This window comes from Paenibacillus sp. FW507-14B1B, from assembly GCF_058781425.1.
On sequence record NZ_JBYSWS010000002.1, the window covers coordinates 448,729 to 466,904 of the forward strand.

Sequence of the window (18,176 nt, forward strand, 5' to 3'; positions counted from 1 at the left end):
ACGAAATTCCCAAGTAATCTAAATCTTGGAGATTCTTTTTCAGATTTTTTATCATTTCTTAAGGTAAGCTCGTGCTTTATCTGGTAAAGTGATAAAAGATAATAACAACTCATTATTAGAAGCAGTTGAAGGGAGTCATTAATTTAATGAAAGAAAATGATGTACAGCCAACAAATAACGAACGTCCGGAGGATGATTTCGGGCAATCTCAGGAACAGAATCCAAATACAACACCGGAACCTGTTACACCTGAAGAGAATGATATGGTAACAGAAGCAACGAATTCAGACAGAAACGATGACCTTAATCCATTGGATGATACCTCGGTACAATCATCGGAATCACAGGTTGCAGGCGTGGTCTCATCCAACAATCATGATAATAATCAACCGCCTGCTACATCCACTAGCGGCAATGGTGGTAAGGGCTGGATGATCGCATCCATCGTTCTAGCTGCAGCCCTGATCGTTGTCTTGATCGTTAACCCATTCGGCAAAAACGATGGCGATAAAGCAATCGCAACGGTGAACAACGTAGATATTACGAAAGACAAGCTGTATGATGCACTGGTTGAAGCTGGCGGTGAACAGACGCTTGATTCACTACTTACAAAAGAACTCGTTCAGCAAGAGTTGGACAAGAAGTCCATTGTAATTACGGATGCCCAAATCAACGAAGAAGTTGAATCCGTTAAGAAAATGTTCCCATCTGAAGAAGCATTCAACTCCGCTCTTACTTCAAGCGGTATGACACTTGAAACTTTGAAAGAACAGACTAAATTACAACTCGAATTGACTCAACTGTTGAAAGATAAAATTAAAATCACTGATGAAGAAATTAAAAGCACCTACGAGCAGTACAAAGACAGCTTTGCAACTCCTGAACAAGTTCGTGCTTCCCACATTCTTGTAAAGACTAAGGAAGAAGCTCAAGCCATTATCAAGCAGTTAGATGAAGGTGCCGACTTCGCTGCAATTGCTAAAGAGAAGAACGAAGATGCAACGAAGGATACTGGCGGAGACTTGGACTTCTTTAGTAAAGGTCAAATGGACCCTGCATTTGAAGAAGCAGCCTGGAAACTTGAAAAAGGTACTTATTCCAAAGAACCTGTAAAAAGCTCTTTTGGATACCATATCATCAAGGTAACGGATAAGAAAGCAGCAACCAACCCAACACTTGAGGATAAGAAAGAAGAAATTACGAAGCAGTTAGAGTCCACGAAATTGAATGAACTTACACCTGCATATCTGCAAGAGTTGAAAGATAAAGCAAAAATCACGAACACACTTGTAACAACAAAAGATAATGAGAAAGAAGACATTAAGACTGAAGAACCAGCGAAGTAATATTAACTTTAAGTCCCTTATACCGCAGAGGTATAAGGGACTTTTGTTGTAAATTCCAAAAAGTTCTTTTATGAAATGCAAAAACATGATAAAATGAAAGCGTTATCACAAAATGATAATTAAACGAGGGGGAGTCAGAATGATGAAGTGCGAACCAGAATCCAGAAATGTGTATGAGGACTTCGTGGTTGAGACGGACATTCTGTTCTTTAAAACCGGAACCCACGGTTTGGTCAGTTTTCACGGCAGGAATTATAATATAAAGAAAAGAATGAATGCCGAACAAATCACCTCACTTTTATCCAGAAAACAATTCTTTAATGTTGGTGGCAACTGTTATGTTAATGTTAACAAAGCTACAGATGTTGAACAGGGAGTTGTTTTTTTTGGTGAGAAGGCGCCGTCTTCAAAAATCCTTCGAATTCCTCGAAGAAAGCAAGAACCGCTCAAACGGTTAATGATGGGGCACAAACAACCTGTTACTTAACCACGCCATAAAACCGCCTTATTCCCAATATAGGCGGTTTTATTATTTTATAATGATCTGAATGGTGATACCAATCTGTATCCTATGTAAAAGAACACCTCACGAGCAAGAAATGGCAGCTTCGTACGCATGCTTCGATATGCGCTCGTTGTGGTAGGTGACGAATGCACATTCATATCTAAATCTCGCGCCAGTAACATAGCCCGCTTCATATGTAGCGGGTCACTGACTAGCAGGAACGACGACACACCAACCTCAGCTGCCGCGATCTTGGCATTTTGCAAATTCTCCTCTGTAATCGTAGACGTTACCTCAATGATGATGTCTTCGGCTGCTACACCCTGTTTTAATGCATACTTTTGCGAGGACTCCGCTTCACTGACCGCCTCTTGCTCTCCACTTCCTCCTGTAAAAATGATTTGGTCAACGTATCCGCCTTTATACAGTCTCACAGCATGATCAATTCTTCCTTTCAACACGGGTGATGGTTCCTCACCAGCAGTCGCCGCACCTAATACAATTGCAGCATCGGCATGAATGAACTCTGATTTTTGACCAAAAGTCCATATCGAATAAGCCGTATAGCCTACAATCATTACGATGATTGCGAGTAGAGCAAGAAACAACCGGACCAACTTGCACTTCCTCTTCATCTGTCTTGGATTGTATGACTTCATCATATGAGGTAGCCTCCTTTCTTACATTTAAGCATCATCATAGAAAGCTAATTCATGGTAATATACATATCATAAGAAGCGTTACTACTACTGTAAGAAGGGGGATTTCATGAGCGCATTATTTGATCCGAATTATCCACATGATTTCAAAGCTTTCTCCATAGAACATGTGCTTGTTATCGGGTTACTCTTTGTCATGATTATGACATTATTCTTTTGCCGTAACATGATCTCTTCCAGACCTATCGTTCAGTCTATAATCAAATGGATCTTAGTTGCTGCTTTGTTACTTCCTGAAGTTTGTCTTCAACTATGGTACTTCACTAGCGGAATATGGGACCAGACCTCGTCTATCCCACTGGAGTTATGCAGCTTGACCATGTTTCTTTCGGCCATTATGCTCCTAACAGGCAGCCGAAAAATATACCCACTCGTTTATTTTGCCGGTATTGGTGGTGCACTGCAAGCTGTTCTTACTCCAAGTCTTGACTATCCATTTCCGCATTTTCGCTTCTTCCACTTCTTTACTGTCCATCTTGCCATCATTCTTGCCCCTCTTTATATGACTTGGGTCCGCAACTATCGCCCTCAATGGAGATCCATTGGCTGGACTATGATATTCTTGAACGTCGCTGCACTGGTGGTCGGTCTCATTAATTTCACTCTCGGTTCTAACTACATGTATTTGATGAGAAAGCCCTCCACTCCTTCTCTACTCGATGTATTGGGACCGCACCCCGTCTATCTTCTGGTTGAAGAACTGTTCGCGCTTGTGTTCTTCACTGTGATGTACACGCTATTCTTTGTTATACCAGAACGGATTAGAAAAAATCGCCTTTCTAAGCGCTACACGGCTAAAGAGCAATCCTACTAACCATTTCGGATAGGCAAATTACAACTATACAAAGCTGAAAAAAGCGTATAGACCCCTCTTAACCTCACAGGAGTCCATACGCTCTTTTTAATGGAATATATTAAATTACTTCAAATAAATTCTTGCTGTCTCTTCCCAGATCTCTCCTGGGGCAAGACCGAATAACCCGATTTCTTCTGCGGGTAAATCTACATTCGGTGCATTAACCAGATTGATCTGTGGCTCTGGACAGAAAAATTGCTCACAAGCGTTATTGTTCCAAATCATCCACTGCTTATAAGATGTACCTACATCGTATACCAATGTCTTACCAAGTCTTGTATCGGTAAGCTCCATACGGTTTCTACCGTTCTGCGGCACAGCCGTATAGTGATTATCTAACGAATCAAAATACGGACTAATACCTTCCGTGCGCATCTCTTCCTCTTCCGCCGTTAATTCCTGATGCTTGCCTGTTGGCAGCATACGGTCACTCATTTCCCAGCGCTGACCGATTGTCAATTTTAACCTACAATCCTCAGGTGTACTACCTTCCGCAAATGGTGCATTAATTGCAGTATGGAATGCAAGTAGACAAGGCATGTCTTGATCCCCGTTATTACGAATAAATACATGTTGAGACAAGCCCGCTGCACTGAGTGCATATCGAAGCCGGAAGGTAAACGAATGAGGTAACATAGCAAACACCGGGTGGTTATGATCAATGCTTACACTTACGGATACATAGCTTTCAGTGGCTGTTGTTCCAAATTCATCCACCGTCCAAGGAATGGTATGTAAAAAACCGTGAAGGTGATTACCCGTTGCTACTTCATTCACCGGAAATTGATAGGTTTGTCCATTCCATGGGAATTTACCATCTTCATATCGGTTCGGTGGAAATAATACGGGAATGCCATGCACACCAGGGTTTTGTTTGAATTGATCCATCTCAGATTCAGCCGGCTCACGCAAGAAACGGTAACCGCTTTCTAAATCTCGAAATGCAATCAAGTTGCCTCCGATTTCAGGTAAAACAACTGCTTCATATGGACCAAATTGCAGCCAAATGGCTTTTTCTCCTTGATAAGATCCTTCGTATGCCTTGTGATTCATCGGTTGATCTCTCCTCTCAATATGACTACTCTAGATTACCATACAGAAGGGATAGGATTCTATATCTCACACCCTAGGTCAGCCATCGTTAAACATAGCAAACGAGGCTAACCGAAGATGTGCTCACTTGCTTTATCAGGTCAAAATGATTCGTTAGAACCTTATCTTACTCTGATCTTGCCGGGCTGGTTGCTTTCATGATCTCTCGCTCAAGCTCGAAAGCATAAACCTCCTGCTGCTCATTCGTCCAATTGAACGTATCAGCCATGTATTGAATGACGGATTCCTTCCATTTTAGGGTCCAGCCGATATTAAAGAGCAATGAACCCGTGCGACGAATAAAAAAGTCCGTTGGCTTTAGAGCCATTTCGAATTGTACTGCATAAACGAGTGGTATAAACACCTCTAGTGGAAGCTTATAACTTTTGCCTTCTTCACCTACATCAAGAGCGAGCTGAAACAGCTTCTCCACATTAGAGCCATACGTACGTACCCAGTTTTCAGAAAATGCTACATCAAGACCAAGACTTACGCCTTGCTCGGTCTGTTCTCGGATATACGCAGGAAAACTTGCAGAGCCACCTACATGACCTCCGGAGATGGGGTGATTCTTCGTCTGGCAAACGCCAAAAGACTCGCCACCATTCGCACTTATTCGCTTCGCAACGAGATCAACAACCGTAGCAGCCATTTTTCGGTATCCCGTCAACTTCCCGCCTGCAATCGTAATAAGCCCCGAAGGAGATTCCCATATTTCATCTTTTCGTGAAATCTCGGAAGGATTTTTCCCCTCCTCCAATATAAGCGGCCTAACACCTGCCCATGCTGACTCCACATCGGATTCGCTCAGCTGTACATCAGGAAACATATCGTGAATTGCCTGCAAAATATAGTCGCGATCCTGCACCGTTATAACTGGATCCGCGGGATCCTTCTTGTAGACAGTATCCGTTGTACCAACATACGTCTTCCCGCTTCGAGGAATGGCAAATACCATTCGCCCATCGGATGTATCAAAATATACAGCTTGCCTGAGTGGAAACTTCGACTGATCTATAACCAGATGTACACCTTTGGTTAACTGAAGCATTTTCCCCTTCTTGGACTGATCCATCTCCCGGACATGATCAACCCATGGGCCTGTAGCATTCACGACTTTATTCCCGTAAGCCGTATATACATTACCACGAATTAGATCCTTCACGGTAATTCCAATAATTCGACCACTTGGATCATAGTTTAAAGACTCTGCTCTCGCATAATTGATCAGCTCCGCTCCTTGCGCTGCGGCCTCCTTCATTACCTCTAACGTGAGACGGGCATCATCTGTACGATATTCCACATAGTACCCGCTGCCCTTTAACCCCTCCTTCTTTAATAGGGGTTCTTTCTGCAACGTCTGCGCAGAGGATAGCATGGAGCGCCGCTCACCGCGTTTTACCCCAGCCAAGAAATCGTACACTTTTAGTCCGACCGAAGTACTTAGTTTACCGAACCCCCCACCTTGATAAATCGGTAAGAGCATCCACTCCGGAGTTGTTACATGAGGGCCGTTCTCATAAACAACAGCACGCTCTTTACCAACCTCAGCAACCATACTCACTTCAAATTGCTTCAAATATCGGAGTCCTCCATGTACAAGTTTCGTAGATCGACTGCTAGTTCCAGCAGCAAAATCCTGCATTTCAACTAATAAAATACGCATACCTCTCGTCACAGCATCTAATGCAATACCCGCACCTGTAATTCCACCGCCTATGACGATCAGATCATAGCTTTGACCATTCATCTCTTCAAATTTCTGAATCCGCTCCAAGCTTGAACAGGATTGTTTCTGAATCATCTTGTTATGCCCTCCCCGAATCACCATTCTTATAAAGAAACAAACCAAAAAAGAGACCACGAATCACGCAGTTAGCACCTTATTACGAGGTGTACCGCGATATGTGGTCTCTCCAGATCTCCTGACGAATATTAACTTATGGATTATTATAGCATATAAAATTTTAATGAAAAGCCATCGCTGCAAAAACTGCCTTTTTCCAGCCCTTGTATAGTTGCTCCCGGATTTCTTCATCCATGCTTGGCTCGAACCTCCGCTCTACACTCCATTTGCGGCAGATTTCATCTTGGTCCTTCCAGTACCCAACAGCGAGACCTGCTAAATAAGCGGCCCCTAAGGCAGTCGTTTCACTGATGACGGGACGTTCCACAGGTACATTAAGGATATCACTTTGGAACTCCATCATGAATGAGTTCGAAACGGCTCCCCCATCCACACGAAGCGCCATGATCTTACACCCTGAATCCTCTTCCATAACAGCTAGTACATCCCGCGTCTGATACGCAAGTGATTCCAACGTTGCGCGTATGAAATGCTCCTTCGTCGTTCCCCTTGTTAAACCGAATACAGCTCCCCGTACGTCGCTGTTCCAATAAGGACTGCCAAGCCCAACAAAAGCAGGAACGACGTACACACCCTCCGCTGATTCGACCCTGCGCGCATAGGGCTCACTATCTTTAGCCTCACGGAACATCCTCAATCCATCTCGGAGCCACTGTATGGCTGATCCCGCTACAAACACACTTCCTTCAAGTGCATACTGCACTTTTCCATTCAAACCCCAAGCAATTGTTGTGATCAAGCCATGCTCGGACTTTACAGGCTGATCACCCGTGTTCATGAGCATGAAACTACCCGTTCCATAGGTAGTCTTCACCATGCCCTCTTTGAAGCAAGTCTGCCCGAACAGCGCAGCTTGTTGGTCCCCTGCAGCACCCGCAATCGGTACTTCACGTCCGAAGAAATGATAAGGTGCGGTAACTGCATAAACCTCAGAGGATGGTCTTACCTCAGGAAGCATGTGAGCGGGAATGCCCAAGATCTCTAGTAATTCTTCATCCCATGTTAATTCATGAATATTAAATAGCATCGTACGTGAAGCATTGGAATAATCAGTCACATGCGCCTTTCCTCCAGAAAGCTTCCATATAAGCCATGTGTCTATCGTGCCGAATAACAAATCTCCACGCTCAGCTCGATCCCGTACGCCTTCCACATGATCCAGAATCCACTTGATTTTCGTTCCGGAGAAATAGGGATCCACGAGTAAGCCTGTTTTGTCACGGACTTTCTGATCATGCCCCTCGGCAATCATCTGTTCACATATTGCTAGGGTCTGACGAGATTGCCAAACAATTGCATTATAAACCGGAACGCCTGTCTTGCGGTCCCACACCACCGTCGTCTCTCGTTGATTCGTAATCCCGATACCGGCAATTTGGTCCGTCTTAACCCCGGATTCAGACAAACAAGTAGCAATAACTGCGAGAATTGAGCCCCATATTTCGTTTGCATTTTGTTCTACCCAACCAGGTTTGGGGAAATATTGCGGGAACTCTTTTTGAGCCGAATATACGATATGACCCTCTTGATTAAATAATATCGCCCTCGAGCTTGTCGTACCTTGATCCAGAGCTAATATGTATCGTTCCAATTCCATCCCACCCTCTCCAAATCGTTACATAAAAGATTACGTTCTCATAGAAATCATGTCAAATCATCGAGACAAATAATGCTTAAACAATTCTTTACTGGAGGTGGTAACCGCTGTGGCACCTGCTGCAATCGCTTCTTCCACTTGAGATGGCGTCCGAATGAGTCCCCCTGCAAAGATTGGAATACCTGTACGCTTTTGCACTTCTTCAATCATATGTGGCATCGCACCGGGAAGCACTTCAATATAGTCAGGCTGCGTTTTTTCAAGGAGGGCATAATTCTTCTCAAGTGCAAGTGTATCTAGTAAGAACACTCTCTGAATAGCAACGATCCCTTTCTGTTTCGCCTTCAAAATGACACTGGAACGGGTTGAAATCAGTCCATCTGGACGGATCTCCTGACATAAGTACTCTGCGGCGTATTCATCATTCTTCAGTCCTTGTACTAAATCTGCATGAAGAAACATTCGTTTCTCGGTTTCACGTATCAACCGGTACATATGCCCTAGACGTGCCACATGTGTATCGAGCAGCACACCATACTGGTACGTACTCTCTAGTATCTTGTCTAACTGCTTCATCTGTTTCGCAGCTGGAAGTATTTTTTGACCGTGAAAGCTCAAGTGGCTTCACTCCTCTGCTATGTCTTGCGTCTAAATATTACATTAATTCGGTTATCAAACAATATAAACCTCTATCTTATTTAATCATGGTTCTTATTCCTAAAACTTTATTTCATCAAAGGAATTACTATGAACGGAATTAAAGGGTAACCACATGTATATATTTGTACAAGATACTTGTATGCACCTTGGCTTGTAGAAATGATGATGATTTGGGACGATCTCATAATCGGTACAAGGGGGACAAATATTATGCTGAAAGGAATAAATCAGTGGGGATTCCCAGAAGGAACTTCGGTTGAAGACATCTTCCATCATGCTGAGATGGCTGGTTATGATGCAGTGGAACTTAACCTTAATCCAGCTGGGGGTATCGGGTTAACCATGGAGAGTACAGCTAGAGAAGCACAGGCTATTTTGGCACTAGCTTCACGCCATGGAATCAAGCTTCGAAGCCTATCCACCAGTTTGTTATGGCGAACACCTCTATCCTCAGCAGACCCGGATGTGAGAGCCTTAGGTGCAGCAGTTGTGAAGAAGCAGATTGAACTGGCTTCCCTACTCGGAATGGATACGATTCTAGTTGTCCCTGGTGCAGTAAATGCTGACAATTCCTATGACGAATGCTACACGCGGAGCCAAGAAGAAATCAAGAAACTTCTCCCTCTGGCACAGCAGCATGGCGTGTACATCGGGATCGAGAACGTATGGAACAAGTTTCTACTCTCACCACTTGAAATGAATCGTTACATCGACGAGATGGACTCGAAGATGGCTGGTGTCTATTTCGATGTTGGGAACATTTTATTGTATGGCTTCCCTGAGCAGTGGATTCGAATTCTTGGATCACGGATCCGAAAGATACATGTTAAAGATTTTAATACCCAAGTTGGCAATGGAGCAGGGTTCGTCCCCCTACTTTCTGGAAACGTAAATTGGGTTGAAGTTCACCAAGCTTTACAAGAGATCGGGTACACGGATACACTAACAGCAGAACTAAGCCCCTATGCCGCTAACCCTTTTCAAATGGTCTATGACACATCTCATCAACTTGATATCATTATAGGTAGGTCATCTATTTCGGCTAATTGATAGGTAACTTTAGAAAAGCCGCTCAGGATTAATCCTGAGCGGCTTCTTTGATATGAGACACACATGTTTCAACGTAAGACTACAATTCCATTCGTTATAGACCAAGAGAGATATACTTTGTTTCAAGAAACTCTTCAATCCCAAAATGTCCACCTTCTCTGCCGAGACCACTCTCTTTGAAACCTCCAAAAGGAGCTTGAGCCGTCGAAGGAAGAGGATCGTTAATACCTACAATGCCATATTCTAGAGCTTCAGCTATTCGTACCGCTTCATTCAATCGTTCGGTGAAGACATAGGCAGCAAGTCCATAAGGACTATTATTCGCCCGCTTCACAGCTTCTTCAACTGAATTGAAGACCGCAATAGGAGCTAATGGACCAAAGGTCTCTTCCGTCATACATAACATGTCATCCGTCGCATGCATGATAACTGTAGGCTGTACATAATGCCCTTGCTTATCATTTAAATGCTCTTCTTCTCCAGTCAATAGGATGCCGCCTTTATCCTTCGCATCTTGAATATGCTGTCGCACTTTCTCGGCTGCTTCCCTATGAATAAGAGGGCCTACATCAACCCCCTCATCCATCCCGTTACCTACTCGAAGCTTCTTAGTCAATGCAGCCACTTTCTCCGAAAATGAGATTGCGACAGATTCCTCTACATATATTCGATTGGTACATACACAGGTTTGACCAGCATTTCTAAATTTTGATAAAATGACTCCTTCAGCGGCCTTGTCCAGATCAGCATGTGCAGTCACGATGAACGGGGCATGACCACCAAGTTCAAGAGATATTTTCTTCACATTAACAGCTGCTCCTGCCATAAGCTTCTTTCCTACAGCCGTTGAACCCGTGAATGATAGCTTTCTTACGCGATTGTCTTGTTGCCACACATCAGCAATTTCACTTGAGTTGCCCATAACAATATTAATTACACCTTCAGGCAAGCCTGCTTTCTCAGCTAACTCCACTAGTTTAAGCGCAGTGAATGGTGTCTCGGAAGAAGGTTTGATGACGATGGTACAGCCTGCTGCAAGTGCTGGTGCAACCTTACGTGTAATCATAGAAGCAGGAAAATTCCATGGCGTTATGGCAGCCACTACACCAACGGGTTGCTTTGTCACAAGAATACGTTTATTCGGAGAGGATGATGGGATCGTCTCACCGTATATTCTTTTTCCTTCTTCTGCATACCACTCGATAAAAGCATTGGCATATTTTATTTCCCCAGCTGCTTCTTTTAACGGTTTACCTTGCTCAAGCGTCATTATTCTGGCTAACTCATCTGTATTCTCCTCAATCAACTCGTACCAGCGCCGAAGGTATTGTCCTCGGTTCTCAGCTGTTAACTTTGACCATGATGTAAATGCTTCATGTGCAGCATCAACGGCTCGCGCTGCTTCTGCCGAGCCTCCCTTACTCACGGTTCCAATAACTTCTCCGGTCGCTGGATTAATAACTTCAACCTGTTCAGATGTGCTTATCCACTCTCCGCCTATATAAATTTGATTAGGATACATATGATAAACCTCCATTTAACTGTCAGTATATAATATTGTCCTCTAATAGTAACCGACTTTCAAATAAACAAAACACCGGACCCACTAAGTAGGAACCGGTGTTTGTGCTTAATAAATTATTTTACGCCTGCACTTACTTCTTTAACCATTTCTTTTACAGAAGTTAGTCCACCACCAGAAAGGTACCAGTAGTTAGGATCCAGATAAACGATGTTACCATCTTTATATGCATTCGTTGTTTTTACGAGCTCGTTCTCTACAACGTCATTTGCACCTGAATTTTGACCTGTTGCCACAACAGCTCCGCGGTCAACCACGAACAAGTAATCCGGGTTCTTCTCTACAATATACTCACTGGAGATATCTTTACCATGTGTGCTCACTTCGATGCCAGGATCTACTGCTGTAAAGCCGAACACATCATGCAGTATACCAAAGCGGGATCCTGGACCATAAGCGCTGATCTTACCTTCGTTGGCGAGAATGATCAATGCGTTCTTACCTGTTGCCTTAACCTTTTCATTGAGAGTAGCAATCTCTTTATCGATTGATTCCAGTTCCGATTTCACTTGATCTTCTTTACCGAAAATCTGTCCAAGCGTATTCATGTTCTCTTTGAAGGAATCCATATATTTAGAAGTGTCTACACCCATGAAGATCGTTGGTGCAATTTCAGAAAGCTCTTTATAAGCATCACTTTGTCTACCAGAGATAATGATGAGATCTGGCTTGATTTTATTAATCTTTTCGAAATCAGGTTCTTTCAAGCTACCTACATTCTCGTACTTAGCATCTTCAAATTTAGAAAGATACGGAGGAATATTGGCTTGAGGAACACCTGTAACTTCAACGCCTAATTTATCTAAGGAGTCAAGAACACCAAAATCAAACACAACGATTTTTTTAGGGTTTTTCGAAATTGTTGTTGTATCTAGTTGGTGCTTAATCGTTATTTTGTCCCCAGCAGCTTCCCCACCATTACCTGACGCTGCATCCTTCTTCTCGTCTGATCCGCAAGCTGCAAGAGCCAGTGTAAATACCGTAACCATAAGCAACATCAATACCTTTTTCATAACTCCACCCCTAATTATTATTTTTATATTGTATTGCAATCATAACCTCTGTATATTTTTATAAATAATGTAATATATTTACATTATTATGTCATAGGAAGCCCTTCCGCTTATGAAGCAGACCCCCTTGAAGAATATTCGGGATAAGCATTCTGATCCATCTTTTTTGAATCTCTTATCCCACTTTATGTGCACGAAGATTAAGCGTAGTAAACACAAATCTTATTATCATTAATTTCTTCAATCTCGATATCCATATCATAAATGCTTCGAAGTACATTGCTCTGAATAATCTTATCTGTCTTGCCTTCATTCTCAATCTTACCGTCTTTAAGCGCTACAATATAGTCGGAGTAGCAAGATGCAAAGTTAATGTCATGAATGACGATGACAATCGTTTTATTCAGGTCTTCGACAAGCTTTCTTAGAATCTTCATGATCTGAACAGAGTGTTTCATATCCAAATTATTCAGTGGTTCATCGAGTAGAATGTATTCTGTATTCTGGGCGATAACCATGGCAATATATGCACGCTGTGTCTGTCCACCACTTAGTTGATGTAGGTATTTGTCCTGCATTTCTTCAAGCTCCATGTAACGGATCGCTTCATCAACATATTTCTTGTCTTCAGCTGTCAATCTACCTTGAGAGTAAGGAAAACGTCCGAAGGATACAAGTTCTCTCACGGTAAGACGAAGACTGATATGATTAGACTGCTTCAGGATTGAAATTTTCTTAGCCAGGTCGCTGCTCTTCCACTCACCGACTTCTTTACCTTCAATCATGATCTGTCCACTGTCTTTCGTTACGAGTCTGCTGACCATGGACAAGAGGCTGCTTTTACCAGCTCCATTTGGGCCAATAAAGGACGTAATCTTACCTTTTGGTATCGAAACTGATACATTATCCACGACTTTTTTGCCGTTGTAAGCTTTAGATACGTTAGTAACCTGGATCATGATTTACTCTCCTTTAATAACAGATAGATGAAGTACACGCCGCCGACAAAGTTAATGATGACACTGAGCGTAGTTGAGAATGTAAACACTCGTTCAACGATCAGCTGACCTCCGACTAGAGCAATAATACTGATTAGAACGGAGCCAGCAATTAGGTAAGAATGTCGATATGTTTTTAAGAATTCATAGGATACGTTCACGACAAGAAGTCCGAGAAATGTAATTGGACCGACAAGTGCTGTAGCCACTGAGATAAGAATAGCCACAACAATAAGTAGTCTCTTCACCACAAAATCATAATTCACACCTAAATTGATTGCCTGCTCGCGCCCCAGCGCCAGAACATTTAGATATTTGAAGAATCTGGCGAAATAGATCAATGTCACACCGACAACAATGAATGAAATAAGTAACAAGTCAGTTTTTACATTGTTGAAACTAGCAAACATTTTATCAGATACAAATTGAAACTCATTCGGATCAATCAGCACTTCCATAAAGGAAGACATGCTGGAGAATAATGAACCGAAAATCATGCCGACCAGCAGCAGAAAGAATATACTGTTTCCTTCCCTTCGGAACAAAATCTTGTATAAGATCCCAGAGAAGAGAATCATTCCGCCGACATTAATTAAAAAGTTAAGGTTGCCGAGCTCATACATTTTAAAAGAACCAAAGGCAAAGATAACGAATGTTTGTATTAAAACGTATAAGGAATCTAATCCCATGACGCTAGGTGTCAATATCCGGTTGTTGGTAATCGTTTGAAAAACCGTGGTCGACAGGGCAATTGCTCCGCCTGTTAATGCGATTGCCAACACCTTTTTAATTCTTCTTGGAAATGCGTAATCCCAACTACCACCAAGATCTATAAATAGGAAGAGGGCAATTAAGATCAGCGCCACTGCGGCCAATATGCCGGTCTTGGCTTTATAAGTCATAGGCCTTTCTCCTCATCAGTAAGTAAATGAATATACCGCTTCCGATTACGCCCACGGTTAAGCTGATCGGAATTTCGTAGGGATAGATGATAATCCGGCCGATAATGTCACAAAAGAGAACAAACCCGGCCCCCAGCAGTGCGGTATGCGAAAGGCTTTTCTTCAAATGATCTCCTAAGTAAAGACTCACTATGTTCGGAATGATTAACCCTAGAAAAGGTATCATACCTACAGTTAGAACAACTGAAGCAGTTACAAGTGCTACAATGATCAAACCAATGTTTACGACTCTCCGGTACTTGAGGCCTAGATTTGTTGCAAACTCTTCACCCATACCTGCCACCGTAAATTTATTAGCGAATAGGTAGGCTAGGATGACCAGCGGAACACTTATGTACATCAGTTCATATTGTCCTTTGATAATCATCGAGAAGTCACCTTGCAACCAAGCAGACATGTTCTGAATAAGATCATACTTATAAGCAAAAAATGTAGCGATGGAGCTGATGATATTCCCGAACATCAAACCAACCAGCGGAATAAACACCGCGTCTTTGAATTTGATTTTGTCGAGGATCTTCATAAAGACAAGCGTACCAGCAAAAGCAAAGAGAAATGCAACTAACATCTTGATCAACGGCCCAGTAGTTGAGAACACCAGCATGGACACTAAAATCCCAAGTCTAGCCGAATCCATCGTTCCCGCGGTTGTCGGTGATACGAATTTATTCCGGCTAAGTTGCTGCATAATCAAACCGCAGATACTCATACTGACTCCAGCTAGAATTAAACTGATAAGTCTTGGTACACGACTGACTACAAAAATATGCTGTTGTTGCTCGGTCATACTGAACAGATCAAGTGGAGAAATATCCTTAACCCCAATAAATAAGGAGATGAAGGATAATACCACGACTGCTGCGATCAAGTATCTTTTCTTCATGGCTCTTCCTTCTATGCAGGTATGCAGTTACCGGTAAGTTCCGGTTAGATGTCGATTTCATTCTCAATGAGATTGATTATCAATCGCGATCTGTAATGAATTATATCATCCCATTCTCAACCCATCAAGTATAATTGAGAATCAAACTCATTTAAATTTTTCATAATATGTATACTTGTTCACTAAATGTTCATATAATTTGGTTTCTTTCATTAAATCATCATCCAATCATCATGCCTGTTTAATAATTTGAGAAAATTATTAATTTACCTTGACAAGACATTCTGTAATATAATAAGATACTAACATATTAATCATCACTAACTATTAGTGAGTTAATAAAATAAGCATGAAATCGATCTTTGAAAGCATCAATGCATAATCCAAGATATTCGGACAACCTTATATCAGTGTGCATGCAAAAACAATTTCAGGAGGTTTAATACCATGTCAACAGATTTCAACACAGCTCTTAAGAATCGCCGATCCTATTACGCGATCAGTAAAGATCCTGTTATTTCCGATGATCGTATTCAAGAAATCGTTAACGATGCTGTAAAACATACTCCATCCTCTTTTAATTCCCAGAGCGCTCGCGTCTTAGTTCTTCTTGGAGAACAACATGATAAGCTATGGAACATCACAGAAGAAGTACTTCGAGAAGTTGTTGGTGGAAGTGATGAGAAGTTCTCTTCTACAGCACAGAAAATGGCTGGGTTCCGTGCAGGGTACGGTACAGTTCTGTTCTTCGAAGACAGCAGTGTGATAGCAAACTTACAAGAAAATTTCGCTTTATATGCGGATAACTTCCCGATCTGGTCTCTTCAATCATCCGGTATGCTTCAGTTTGTTGTCTGGACGGCGCTTGAGGCAGAAGGACTTGGCGCTTCCTTGCAGCACTATAACCCACTGATTGACGAAAAAGTTAGACATGAGTGGAACCTTCCTGAGAGCTGGAAACTGCTGGCTCAAATGCCTTTCGGTAAGCCAACGGCTGAACCAGGTGAGAAAGAATTCCAACCTCTCGAAGATCGCGTGAAAGTTTTCAAATAAACTTATAATTAGAAAAGAAGTCCCAACAGCCTTATAAGACTGTAGGGACTTCTTTTATGTTTGCCTTATATATTTAAAGGATTAATTAATTTCTTCTATATAATATTTATTCAGCAATGTAAAAGCCCAGCCTATAAATAGGCTGGGCTTTTGTAATTATTTATGGTTTATTAAGCTAGACTACACCCAAACAGCAAGAATAATTACGAGCAGGATATAAAGAACCAAAACAATACCTACTGTGTTACCCCATCCGCCACCATATACTTCGCTCATTGAGAATCCCTCCTGAGTTTTAATATCGTGTGATCTGATCACAATACTAATGTATTGCGGGGAACCATTTTGTGTAACGGCATTTATCCCTATATGACATTTACTCCTCATGTCCGATCAGATACGGTCCTCCAAACGGCTTTAATAACTTCTCAGTTAGCTCAAGTAAAGATGACTTGTTATTATGAACATACAATAACCGCAACGACTTTTCCAAATCAGCAGCTACCCGAGAGTCATGCATTAACAGTAAGCGAAATAACGTCTTCCCCTCCCCAATCCACTGGCGGTTTGCTCTTAGTACAAACTCACATAACAAAATAGTCATCTTCTGAGCAATAAACCACTGCTCGACCACCATATCCGATCCTTTTAAGTCCATCATAAATTCAGTTATGACATAACGGTTAACATCAATATCATAAGAAGTAAGCGGCAGCGGCCCCCCTTCCAGATCACTCTTCGCTTCTTCACGAATCTTATCTCCCACGGTGCTGGTACATATAACTATTCCGTCTACAATAATTCTCTGCAAAGTCGGATTACTAGCGATTACGCCCACATCAAATTGTTCCCGATAATCTAATGGGTTTAAGAAAAACAATTCAACGACCCAACCATAAGCCCCCACAGTTTTCCGAGTCAAACCTTCGATGCTGTCATCTACAACCAGAATATCAAGGTCTGAATGCTCGTTATGTTCTCCTCTACTTGCACTACCACCTAATACGGCCAGTAAACAAGCCGAATAATCCCGTAGGATCAGTTGTCGTGCTGCTACACTTGGCTCAGTTCTCACACAAGGTTCCTCCAAAAGTGATCTTCTTTACTTCGAAAAAACGGGCTCAAATTATTAAATTCAGCAAAACCCCAAACGTACCTGAAACATATGCTAAATAACGAAGACTGTTTACACCGAATAAGGGAAGAATTGGGGGACCTAAATACATGAATTACATCAATATGCTGTCTAAATTAGGAATGGGTAGTGCCCATCCTGGTGGATTCGAAGCAACACTGCGATTATTTCGAAACGAGCCGATTGCTCCGAACAGTCGTATCTTGGAGGTCGGTTGTGGTACGGGAAGAACCGCCTGCTATTTGACGGAAAAAGGATATAACGTAACGGCCATTGATTTACATGAGAACATGCTTAAGAAAGCCCAAGTAAGAGCTGAAGCTATGGGGCTCAACATCAACTTCCTAAAAGCGGACGTTTGTGCGTTACCATTTGAAGATGAACAATTTGATCTTGTCATCGCGGAATCAGTCACTGTGTTCACAAATGCTTCAGAATCTTTATCTGAATATTGCAGAGTATTAGCTAAGGGAGGTACGCTCTACGACCGTGAATTATTATTAGACAAACCAATGCCATCCGATCGTAAGAAGGAGCTGGAGAATTTTTTTGGGATCCCTCGCCTAATGGACCGTGAAGAATGGCATACACGTCTTATAGAGAGTGGGTTCTCACATGAGGAATCACTGGAATATAATCATTTCACAGATCAAATGAAGCAAGAGCAAACCCGTCACGTAGATACACTTGAACGCCGAGATGAAGGTGCTTTACTTGATATGAACTTATGGGAAACGCTATTTCAGCATGACAAAATGATACTGAACAACGCTGATTTCTTAGCATCTGCATTATTTAAAGCTATAAAGTAAGTAGGTTAATCATTCAGAGGGTGCAAGGTGCTCTATTACCTGCACT

The 18,176-nt window shown here is 42.2% G+C and carries 18 protein-coding genes; 6 read left to right on the top strand and 12 right to left on the bottom strand.

All coding sequences use genetic code 11. The features are described 5' to 3' along the window. Window positions 1–146 precede the first annotated feature (146 nt). Window positions 147–1,346 carry a peptidylprolyl isomerase gene (locus AC3WJJ_RS10250; protein ID WP_492540258.1) on the top strand — a complete coding sequence of 400 codons (1,200 nt, stop codon included), beginning with the start codon at window positions 147–149 and terminating at the stop codon, window positions 1,344–1,346. A 142-nt stretch (window positions 1,347–1,488) separates the two neighbouring features. After that, entirely contained in the window at window positions 1,489–1,833 is a 345-nt protein-coding gene (locus AC3WJJ_RS10255; protein WP_492540260.1) for a LytTR family DNA-binding domain-containing protein, read from the top strand. A gap of 47 nt (window positions 1,834–1,880) precedes the next feature. Here AC3WJJ_RS10255 and AC3WJJ_RS10260 read toward each other — a convergent pair whose 3' ends face one another. After that, the gene (locus tag AC3WJJ_RS10260) at window positions 1,881–2,513 is read right to left on the bottom strand and encodes a YdcF family protein (protein WP_492540261.1); all 633 of its coding nucleotides are present in this window, start codon (window positions 2,511–2,513) and stop codon (window positions 1,881–1,883) included. A 106-nt stretch (window positions 2,514–2,619) separates the two neighbouring features. Here AC3WJJ_RS10260 and AC3WJJ_RS10265 point away from each other — a divergent pair, with 106 nt between their 5' ends. Continuing rightward, on the top strand, window positions 2,620–3,384 hold the full coding sequence (locus tag AC3WJJ_RS10265; RefSeq protein WP_492540263.1) for a YwaF family protein: 765 nt from the start codon (window positions 2,620–2,622) through the stop codon (window positions 3,382–3,384). 105 nt (window positions 3,385–3,489) lie between these two features. On the opposite strand, the gene AC3WJJ_RS10270 is transcribed toward AC3WJJ_RS10265, so the two are convergent. The 4 genes from AC3WJJ_RS10270 to AC3WJJ_RS10285 all read right to left on the bottom strand — a co-directional run bounded on the left by AC3WJJ_RS10270 (window position 3,490) and on the right by AC3WJJ_RS10285 (window position 8,600). Further along, window positions 3,490–4,479: an aldose 1-epimerase gene (locus AC3WJJ_RS10270; RefSeq protein ID WP_492540264.1), complete on the bottom strand. Its 990-nt coding sequence runs from the start codon at window positions 4,477–4,479 to the stop codon at window positions 3,490–3,492. A 166-nt stretch (window positions 4,480–4,645) separates the two neighbouring features. After that, the gene (locus AC3WJJ_RS10275; RefSeq protein ID WP_492540266.1) at window positions 4,646–6,322 is read right to left on the bottom strand and encodes a glycerol-3-phosphate dehydrogenase/oxidase; all 1,677 of its coding nucleotides are present in this window, start codon (window positions 6,320–6,322) and stop codon (window positions 4,646–4,648) included. A 163-nt stretch (window positions 6,323–6,485) separates the two neighbouring features. Continuing rightward, on the bottom strand, window positions 6,486–7,976 hold the full coding sequence (glpK, locus tag AC3WJJ_RS10280) for a glycerol kinase GlpK (protein WP_492541999.1): 1,491 nt from the start codon (window positions 7,974–7,976) through the stop codon (window positions 6,486–6,488). 63 nt (window positions 7,977–8,039) lie between these two features. Then, window positions 8,040–8,600 (bottom strand): glycerol-3-phosphate responsive antiterminator, encoded by a 561-nt coding sequence (locus AC3WJJ_RS10285; protein WP_492540267.1) that lies wholly within the window; start codon window positions 8,598–8,600, stop codon window positions 8,040–8,042. Between the two features lie 252 nt (window positions 8,601–8,852). On the opposite strand from AC3WJJ_RS10285, the gene AC3WJJ_RS10290 reads away from it, so the two are divergent. Then, the gene (locus AC3WJJ_RS10290; RefSeq protein WP_492540269.1) at window positions 8,853–9,692 is read left to right on the top strand and encodes a sugar phosphate isomerase/epimerase family protein; all 840 of its coding nucleotides are present in this window, start codon (window positions 8,853–8,855) and stop codon (window positions 9,690–9,692) included. 94 nt (window positions 9,693–9,786) lie between these two features. On the opposite strand, the gene AC3WJJ_RS10295 is transcribed toward AC3WJJ_RS10290, so the two are convergent. The 5 genes from AC3WJJ_RS10295 to AC3WJJ_RS10315 all read right to left on the bottom strand — a co-directional run bounded on the left by AC3WJJ_RS10295 (window position 9,787) and on the right by AC3WJJ_RS10315 (window position 15,130). Beyond that, window positions 9,787–11,214, bottom strand: a complete 1,428-nt coding sequence (locus AC3WJJ_RS10295) for an NAD-dependent succinate-semialdehyde dehydrogenase (protein ID WP_492540270.1) — start codon at window positions 11,212–11,214, stop codon at window positions 9,787–9,789. A 116-nt stretch (window positions 11,215–11,330) separates the two neighbouring features. Continuing rightward, complete coding sequence (locus tag AC3WJJ_RS10300; protein WP_492540272.1) at window positions 11,331–12,287, bottom strand: siderophore ABC transporter substrate-binding protein; 957 nt, start codon at window positions 12,285–12,287, stop codon at window positions 11,331–11,333. Window positions 12,288–12,487: 200 nt separating this feature from the next. Next, on the bottom strand, window positions 12,488–13,246 hold the full coding sequence (locus AC3WJJ_RS10305; protein WP_492540274.1) for an iron ABC transporter ATP-binding protein: 759 nt from the start codon (window positions 13,244–13,246) through the stop codon (window positions 12,488–12,490). After that, complete coding sequence (locus tag AC3WJJ_RS10310; RefSeq protein WP_492540276.1) at window positions 13,243–14,187, bottom strand: iron chelate uptake ABC transporter family permease subunit; 945 nt, start codon at window positions 14,185–14,187, stop codon at window positions 13,243–13,245. Before AC3WJJ_RS10310 ends, AC3WJJ_RS10305 begins: the two co-directional genes overlap by 4 nt. Continuing rightward, the gene (locus AC3WJJ_RS10315) at window positions 14,177–15,130 is read right to left on the bottom strand and encodes an ABC transporter permease (RefSeq protein ID WP_492540277.1); all 954 of its coding nucleotides are present in this window, start codon (window positions 15,128–15,130) and stop codon (window positions 14,177–14,179) included. Before AC3WJJ_RS10315 ends, AC3WJJ_RS10310 begins: the two co-directional genes overlap by 11 nt. Before the next feature lie 447 nt (window positions 15,131–15,577). Here AC3WJJ_RS10315 and AC3WJJ_RS10320 point away from each other — a divergent pair, with 447 nt between their 5' ends. Then, window positions 15,578–16,183, top strand: a complete 606-nt coding sequence (locus tag AC3WJJ_RS10320; protein WP_492540279.1) for a nitroreductase family protein — start codon at window positions 15,578–15,580, stop codon at window positions 16,181–16,183. Between the two features lie 180 nt (window positions 16,184–16,363). Here the strand turns inward: AC3WJJ_RS10320 and AC3WJJ_RS10325 are convergent, their stop codons facing one another. Beyond that, window positions 16,364–16,459, bottom strand: a complete 96-nt coding sequence (locus AC3WJJ_RS10325) for a sporulation protein YjcZ (protein WP_422657424.1) — start codon at window positions 16,457–16,459, stop codon at window positions 16,364–16,366. 100 nt (window positions 16,460–16,559) lie between these two features. Further along, on the bottom strand, window positions 16,560–17,258 hold the full coding sequence (locus tag AC3WJJ_RS10330) for a nucleotidyltransferase domain-containing protein (RefSeq protein ID WP_492540281.1): 699 nt from the start codon (window positions 17,256–17,258) through the stop codon (window positions 16,560–16,562). A 149-nt stretch (window positions 17,259–17,407) separates the two neighbouring features. On the opposite strand from AC3WJJ_RS10330, the gene AC3WJJ_RS10335 reads away from it, so the two are divergent. Further along, window positions 17,408–18,130 carry a class I SAM-dependent methyltransferase gene (locus AC3WJJ_RS10335; RefSeq protein ID WP_492540283.1) on the top strand — a complete coding sequence of 241 codons (723 nt, stop codon included), beginning with the start codon at window positions 17,408–17,410 and terminating at the stop codon, window positions 18,128–18,130. The last annotated feature ends 46 nt before the right edge of the window (window positions 18,131–18,176 follow it).

What these genes read in the sequence shown, in the direction of transcription:
- AC3WJJ_RS10270 (WP_492540264.1), bottom strand. Translation starts at nt 4,479, where the DNA reads ATGAATCACAAGGCATACGAAGGATCTTATCAAGGAGAAAAAGCCATT.
- AC3WJJ_RS10260 (WP_492540261.1), bottom strand. Translation starts at nt 2,513, where the DNA reads ATGATGAAGTCATACAATCCAAGACAGATGAAGAGGAAGTGCAAGTTG.
- AC3WJJ_RS10265 (WP_492540263.1), top strand. Translation starts at nt 2,620, where the DNA reads ATGAGCGCATTATTTGATCCGAATTATCCACATGATTTCAAAGCTTTC.
- AC3WJJ_RS10295 (WP_492540270.1), bottom strand. Translation starts at nt 11,214, where the DNA reads ATGTATCCTAATCAAATTTATATAGGCGGAGAGTGGATAAGCACATCT.
- AC3WJJ_RS10310 (WP_492540276.1), bottom strand. Translation starts at nt 14,187, where the DNA reads ATGACTTATAAAGCCAAGACCGGCATATTGGCCGCAGTGGCGCTGATC.
- AC3WJJ_RS10250 (WP_492540258.1), top strand. Translation starts at nt 147, where the DNA reads ATGAAAGAAAATGATGTACAGCCAACAAATAACGAACGTCCGGAGGAT.
- AC3WJJ_RS10335 (WP_492540283.1), top strand. Translation starts at nt 17,408, where the DNA reads ATGAATTACATCAATATGCTGTCTAAATTAGGAATGGGTAGTGCCCAT.
- AC3WJJ_RS10305 (WP_492540274.1), bottom strand. Translation starts at nt 13,246, where the DNA reads ATGATCCAGGTTACTAACGTATCTAAAGCTTACAACGGCAAAAAAGTC.
- AC3WJJ_RS10320 (WP_492540279.1), top strand. Translation starts at nt 15,578, where the DNA reads ATGTCAACAGATTTCAACACAGCTCTTAAGAATCGCCGATCCTATTAC.
- AC3WJJ_RS10300 (WP_492540272.1), bottom strand. Translation starts at nt 12,287, where the DNA reads ATGAAAAAGGTATTGATGTTGCTTATGGTTACGGTATTTACACTGGCT.
- AC3WJJ_RS10325 (WP_422657424.1), bottom strand. Translation starts at nt 16,459, where the DNA reads ATGAGCGAAGTATATGGTGGCGGATGGGGTAACACAGTAGGTATTGTT.
- AC3WJJ_RS10275 (WP_492540266.1), bottom strand. Translation starts at nt 6,322, where the DNA reads ATGATTCAGAAACAATCCTGTTCAAGCTTGGAGCGGATTCAGAAATTT.
- AC3WJJ_RS10315 (WP_492540277.1), bottom strand. Translation starts at nt 15,130, where the DNA reads ATGAAGAAAAGATACTTGATCGCAGCAGTCGTGGTATTATCCTTCATC.
- AC3WJJ_RS10290 (WP_492540269.1), top strand. Translation starts at nt 8,853, where the DNA reads ATGCTGAAAGGAATAAATCAGTGGGGATTCCCAGAAGGAACTTCGGTT.
- AC3WJJ_RS10255 (WP_492540260.1), top strand. Translation starts at nt 1,489, where the DNA reads ATGAAGTGCGAACCAGAATCCAGAAATGTGTATGAGGACTTCGTGGTT.